This window comes from Micromonospora sp. URMC 106, assembly GCF_051386395.1.
GTDB lineage: Bacteria > Actinomycetota > Actinomycetes > Mycobacteriales > Micromonosporaceae > Micromonospora.
Genome location: NZ_JBPQTP010000222.1, coordinates 1 through 2,015 on the forward strand (window position 1 = coordinate 1; position 2,015 = coordinate 2,015).

General features: G+C 77.2%; 1 protein-coding gene. It reads left to right on the forward strand.

Annotated elements, in window-relative coordinates; translation table 11 throughout:
* Window positions 1-57 precede the first annotated feature (57 nt).
* Window positions 58-2,015 (forward strand): sensor histidine kinase (locus ACSNOB_RS31815; protein ID WP_436691128.1); only part of this gene is annotated, 1,958 nt, incomplete at its 3' end.

Here is a 2,015-nt window from a genome sequence, read left to right on the forward strand (position 1 = left end):
CCCCCCCCCCCCCCCCCCCCCCCCCCCCCACTCCCGACCCACCCCCGGAAGGCCCGAGTGTCGCTCCCCGACCCCGCCCAGGTGCGCCGGCACCACCGATCCACCGACCGCGCCGACCGGCTCTGGTCGGTACGCACCCAGCTGCTCGCGCCGATCCTGGTGGCCACGGTCGGTCTGGTGGTGCTGGGGGCCACCCAGACCGCGACCGCGCTGGACGCCTCCGCCGACGCGGACCGCGCCCGGGTGCTGGCCGGCACCGCGACGGCGACCGTGCGCCTGGTGCACGAGCTGGAGCGGGAACTCGGTGAGACGGCGGCGCTGCAACAGCGGGGCGGCTCGACGGGCCGTCCCCTCGTCGACGCGCAGCGTCGACGGGTCGACACCTCCGTCGAGCGTTACCGCAGCGCCAGCCGAGCCGCCCGCCGGGCCGCCCCCGACCTCGGCCGGGTGCTCGACGGCGCCGACGCGCAACTCGGCCAGCTCGCCCCGGCCCGCCAGACCGCGCTCGGCGCCACCGCCGCCGACCCCACCTACCTGGCCCTGGTCGAGTCGCTGCTCGCCGTCGCCGACGCGCTGCCGGCCCAGGTCCGCGACCGGGACCTGGCCAACGGGGCGCGGGAGGTGGCGGCGGTGGCCGCCCAGGAACACCTCGCCGCCCTGGAACGCGACCTGCTCCGCACCGTCTTCGTGCGGGGCGCGCTGGTCGACGGGGACCTGGTCCGGCTCGGTGAGCTGCGCGGCGCGCAGGAGCAGCGCCAGGCCGAGTTCTCCCGGATCGCCGGCGGGAAGTCGACGGAGGCGTACACCCGGCTGGTGGCGGGCGCCGACGTCACCGCGGCGCGGCGGATGCGCGACAGCGCGCTCAACGCGGAGACGGAACCGGGCGGGCTGAGGACCGACGGCGACGCCTGGTACGTGGCCCAGAGCGGGGCCATCCGCCGGTACAACCTGCTCGGCCGCGAGCTCTCCGAGGAACTCGACCGCAGGGCCACCGGCCTGGCCCGGGACGCCCGACGGCGGGCCCTGGTCACCGGCGGCGCGACGACGGCCGTCGCGCTGGCCTCGCTGACCGCCGCCACGCTGCTCGCCGTACGCACCAGCCGCCGGCTGCGCCGGCTGCGGGTCGCGGCCCTGACCATGGCGCACCGCGAGCTGCCGGAGCGGATCACCGCGATCGCCGCCGGCGACGGTACGCAGACCGAGGGCGCGGCCACCCGGCTGACCGCCGGGATCCGGCAGGGCCGGGACGAGGTGGCCCAGGTCGCCCAGGCCTTCGACACGGTGAACCGGGCCGCGCTGCGGCTGGCCGGCGAGCAGGCCGAGCTGCGGATGGACGTGACCCGGATGGTCGAGGCGCTGGCCCGGCGGATCCGCACCCTGATCACCCGGCAGCTGCGCCTGCTCGACGAGTTCGAACGCGAGGAGACCGACCCGGACGCCCTGGCCCGGCTCTTCGCGCTGGACCATCTCGCCGCCCGCATGCGGCGCAACGGGGAGAACCTGCTGGTCCTCGCCGGCGGCGAGCCCGGCCGCACGCACGAGGGCGCCCACCTGCTCGCCGACGTGGTCCGGGCGGCCGCCTCGGAGATCGAGGAGTATCCCCGGGTGGAGGTCGACGTGCCCACCGCCGCGGTGCACGGCGACGCCGTCGGCAACCTGGTCCACCTGCTCGCCGAGCTGCTGGAGAACGCCACCGTCTACTCGCCGCCGGACACGCCGGTGCACGTCGACGGCCGGCGTACCGTCGACGGGCTCACGCTGCGCGTACACGACCAGGGCATCGGCATCAGCGACAGCCGGCTCGCCGCGATCAACGAGCGGCTGCGCGTGCCCGCGATGCTCTCCAGCGCGGCGGCCGGCAGCATGGGCCTGCACGTGGTGGCCCACCTGGCGGCCCGGCACGGCGTGCGGGTGCACCTGCACAACACCGGCGCGGGCACCGTCGCCCAGGTGGACATCCCGGAGTCGGCGCTGACCCGGGTCGAGGCCGTCGCCCCGCGTACCTCCCCGGACCG